This window comes from Mesorhizobium sp. M7D.F.Ca.US.004.03.1.1 (assembly GCF_003998635.1).
In the GTDB taxonomy this organism is placed as follows: Bacteria; Pseudomonadota; Alphaproteobacteria; order Rhizobiales; family Rhizobiaceae; genus Mesorhizobium; species Mesorhizobium loti.
This window is the reverse complement of record NZ_RZQG01000513.1, coordinates 1-4,345: the sequence shown is the minus strand read 5'-3', so window position 1 is coordinate 4,345 and position 4,345 is coordinate 1. Positions and strand designations below refer to the sequence as shown.

The window sequence follows — 4,345 nt, the reverse complement described above, 5'->3', positions numbered from 1 at the left end:
GGGTCGCATATCTGAGTCGCGGTCAGGCTGTCCCAAAACGCTCGCTTGCCCAGCCCGCTTGCTGCCGGCCGTATCAGGCCGGCCGGCACAGTCATCAGGCGCCTCGGCCGCCCGAAACCTTTGCGAAAGGCGGCGATGATAGCCTCGACGGTGACTGGTGGCACATCGGCGCCAACATAGATGGGGCGAAGTGGCCCCGAATGGCTCAGCAGGTGCGACACCGCTCGCGCTGTGGCTTCGCGGGACATCAGCGAGCGGATTCCCGTCAAGGCGCCCGTTGGCAGCGGCAGCGCCGTATCGGCCAGGCGCATCAGCGTCGCGAGGTTTCCCTTCATGCCGCTTCCATAGGCCGGAGGCAGGCGCAACACGGCGGCGTCGGAGCGGCCATGCGACGCATAGGCGTCCAAAACCTTAATCTCGCCCTCGCGCTTCGAGCGTCCATAGACGCATTGCGGGGCAGGGGGCGTGTTCTCGTCAATTGTCGCGCTGACGCGAGCGCCGATCACGGCCCTAATCGAAGAGAGATGGATGAAGCGTCCGCTTGCCTGTGCGGCCGCTGCATGTGCCAGCCGCGCGCTCAATTCCACATTGGCCGCCCGATAGTCGTCTTCGCTGACATCGCCCTGATCATTGTTGAGGCCGGCACAATGGACAACATGGGTCACGTCCCTGGTGAGTGCCAGGAAAGCCGCGGCCGGCGCATCGAAATTGGGCATCAGCACCGCGCCATCCGCCAATCCAAATGTCTCCGGATGGCGGGAGGCAAGGCGAAGCTCGGCACCGGCTTCGCGAAGGTGCTGCACGACAAGACGTCCGATGAAACCCGTCGCGCCCGTGACCAGGACTTTCATGGCCTTGCCCGAAACAGATCTTGCGTGGCTGACGGAAGGGCTCGCTCTTCCATCACTGATGCAAGTGCCTGCTCTTCCAACAAGGGAACCTGGCGTCCGGAGGCGAGATATGTTCCGCTCACCAGGAAGACCATCAGCACCGAGTCCAGAATGTCATGGCCGACCAGGATGCCTGTCATTCCGGCCGTCAGATAGGTGATCACCACGACGACAATCATCGTCGCGCCGAAGCGCTCGATCGGATCGCTGCTGTTTCGCAAGACCCGGGCGGCATTTCCAGCCGCAACGGCAAAGATAGCGGCCAGCGTCACGGCGCCCAGAATTCCAGCTTGCACTAAGGCGGTCAGGAAGCCGTTGTGGAAATGGTTGAAGCCGGCGTCCATCGCGAACTGGTCATGAAAGCCTTGCTTTATCAGTAGCTGAGTCGCACCCACACCATGTCCGAACACTGGCATGTCATGGAATGCCTTGAGGCCGATCTGCCAAAGCGCAACACGTATTCCCACCGAGGTGTCGTAATTGCTGCTGGCTCCAAGCGCGTTCAAATCGGAGCGCAGAAAGTCCACGCGCCCGGATATCGCTTGGAAGCCGAAAGCGGCGATCACGACGCCGACCGCCGCCAGCAGCAGCAGCAGGCGAACGGCGTTCTTGCCCCTGAGCCTCTGACGGTTGATCAGCAAAACAGCGATGCCGGCTATCGGCAGCGCCAGCCAGGCGATACGCGAGCCGGAATAGATGACGGCGATCGTCCCGGCCAATGTCGCGTAGAAGAGGGGGTTCCGGGCTCGCTCGATGCCGGACAAGGCGCCGGCTACACAGATCACCACGGCAAGGCAGACGACGGTTGCGAAGACGATCGGATTTCCGGCCCCACCCTCGGCCCTGACCCCAATCCAATATTGCTGGATGACGGCCATGAGCAGCGCGACAAAACAGGCGGCCATGCTGCTGAGCACGACGATGCGGGCAAGCGTGGTTTTCCGCGTGATGCTCCAGGTCGAATAGGACACGGGGAAAAACAGGAAGGTCACGAGCGGGATAAGATGTGGCGCATCCCGGACGAACGAGTTGTTGACGATGGAAGCCAGGAGATTGGCAGCGCAGTAGGCATAGATCGCGACCGTCAGCCAGATCATCGGCCGGTCGGCGTTGAAGCGCCTTTTCCGTAAAGCAATCAGCAGGACGGATGAGAGGCCGCCGCCGTTGAACACGAAGCTGACCACCGATCCCAGAACCGGTGGAAAAAAGAAACAAAGAATGGAGAAGTAGATATTGATCCGAGAAGGCGTGAATTGCTGTCTCAGGGATGAAGGCCGGCTCAATTTTCGGGCTCGCTGTTTTCGGGGCGTTTCATGCGGCGGATCTTGTTTAGCGAAGTAGAATGCGCTCGCCTCGAAATTGCCCATGCCTCATGATGCACTTGCCCAGCTTCCCGAGGCTGGTATAGCGGCTGGGCTCCCTTTTCGATAGTGTGTCGGAGCCGATTGCCCCTGAAAATCGGCAGCCGGCGCTGATCGATCAGGGGAGGTCCCGGGAGCGGCCGCAGCCGGTCCGTTCAAGCAATATTTTCCCCGCGTTTCAACTGTTGAGCTTGCGAGCAGGAATTTCCGGATTTTTAGGTGCCCGTGGAAAATTCATTCCCGAACCGTGTGCTCGGGGGCCAGTCCAGCATTGTTCTTGACAACAGCGATCTGCTAGAACGCCGGCACGACAGAGATTGTCCAGAAGCAAAGCTTGAACCGGGCGCAAAAAAGCTCGACGATTTGAGGCAAGGCCTTCTGTTAAAAGGCACGAGAGAACGCTCACAGTCCATGACAACCGCGCTTACGCATCTTCAGCGGCTTGAAGCCGAATCCATTCATGTATTCCGCGAGGTTGCGGCCGCTTTCACCAAGCCGGTCATGCTCTATTCGGTCGGCAAGGATTCATCCGTGCTGATGCATCTGGCGATGAAGGCCTTTTATCCCGCCAAGCCGCCATTCCCCTTTCTTCATGTCGACACGACATGGAAGTTCCGCGAGATGATCGCCTTTCGCGATCAGATGGCGCAGAAACTCGGCTTCGATCTTCTGGTTCATGTCAACGAAGATGGCGTGCGCGACAACATCAATCCGTTCGACCATGGTTCGAACACGCACACCCATGTGATGAAGACCGTGGCGCTGCGCCAGGCGCTCGACAAATACGGTTTCGACGCGGCCTTTGGCGGCGCTCGTCGCGATGAGGAGAAATCGCGCGCCAAGGAGCGCATCTTTTCCTTCCGCAACGCCCAGCATGTGTGGGATCCGAAGAACCAACGCCCCGAGATGTGGAAGATATTCAACACCCGCATTGCATCGGGTGAATCGATTCGCGTCTTTCCGCTGTCGAACTGGACCGAACTCGATATCTGGCAGTATATCCTGCAGGAAAGTATTCCGATCGTGCCGCTCTATTTCGCCAAGGAACGGCCTGTGGTGGAACGCGACGGCATGCTGATCCTCAGGGATGACGAGCGCATGAAACTGCGCCCCGGCGAGACGGTGGAGAACCGGCTGGTGCGGTTCCGCACGCTGGGCTGCTATCCGCTGACCGGCGCCATCGAATCGGATGCTGATACGCTGGAAGCCATCGTCGGCGAAATGCTGACCGCGCGCACGTCCGAACGGCAGGGTCGCCTGATCGACCGCGATGAAGCCGGCTCGATGGAAAAGAAGAAGCGCGAGGGGTACTTTTGACCATGCGCCACATCATGGCAAAGAGCCTCGCACCCACCGACGGCGTCCGCGAGTATCTGGCAGCGCAGGAGAAGAAGTCGCTGCTGCGCTTCCTGACCTGCGGTTCCGTCGATGACGGCAAGTCGACGTTGATCGGGCGCCTGCTGTCCGACACCAAGCAGATTTTCGAGGACCAGCTCGCCGCGCTCGAACGCGATTCGCGCAAGCATGGCACGACGGGCGACGACATCGATTTTGCGCTGCTGGTCGACGGTCTCGAGGCTGAGCGTGAGCAAGGCATCACTATCGACGTTGCCTATCGCTTCTTCGCCACGCCGAAGCGCAAGTTCATCGTTGCCGATACGCCCGGCCACGAACAATACACGCGTAACATGGCGACCGGCGCCTCGACCGCCGACCTGGCGATCGTGCTGATCGATGCCCGGCAAGGGGTGTTGCGCCAGACCAGACGTCACTCGATCATCGCTTCGCTGCTCGGCATCCGCCACATCGTGCTGGCCGTCAACAAGATCGATCTCGTCGGGTTCGACCAGGCGGTCTTCGACCGGATCGTTGAAGACTACCGGCAATTCTCGCGCGATCTCGGTTTCCAAACCATCGTGCCGATCCCGATGTCGGCCCGCTACGGCGACAACGTCACCGGCCGTTCGGACAAGACGGAATGGTATTCCGGCCCGACGCTGATCGAGCAGCTCGAAACCGTGTCGGTCGATGAAGCGGTGGTTGAATTGCCGTTCCGTTTTCCGGTTCAGTATGTCAATCGCCCCAATCTCGATT

Annotated in this window: 4 protein-coding genes; 2 read left to right on the top strand and 2 right to left on the bottom strand. The window is 60.0% G+C overall.

Going from position 1 to position 4,345, the window contains the following annotated elements; genetic code table 11:
* A partial coding sequence (locus EN935_RS24205; RefSeq protein ID WP_127373678.1) for an NAD-dependent epimerase/dehydratase family protein occupies positions 1 to 851 on the bottom strand: 851 nt, incomplete at its 3' end.
* A complete protein-coding gene (locus tag EN935_RS24200) occupies positions 848 to 2,173 on the bottom strand; it encodes an O-antigen ligase (RefSeq protein WP_127265805.1) in 1,326 nt (441 codons plus the stop codon). The genes EN935_RS24205 and EN935_RS24200, both read right to left, overlap by 4 nt.
* 489 nt (positions 2,174 to 2,662) lie before the next feature.
* Between EN935_RS24200 and cysD the strand changes: the two genes are divergently transcribed.
* Positions 2,663 to 3,568: a sulfate adenylyltransferase subunit CysD gene (gene cysD / locus EN935_RS24195; RefSeq protein ID WP_109662399.1), complete on the top strand. Its 906-nt coding sequence runs from the start codon at positions 2,663 to 2,665 to the stop codon at positions 3,566 to 3,568.
* Between the two features lie 2 nt (positions 3,569 to 3,570).
* The coding region (locus tag EN935_RS24190) for a GTP-binding protein (protein WP_164771304.1) at positions 3,571 to 4,345 on the top strand (775 nt) is incomplete at its 3' end.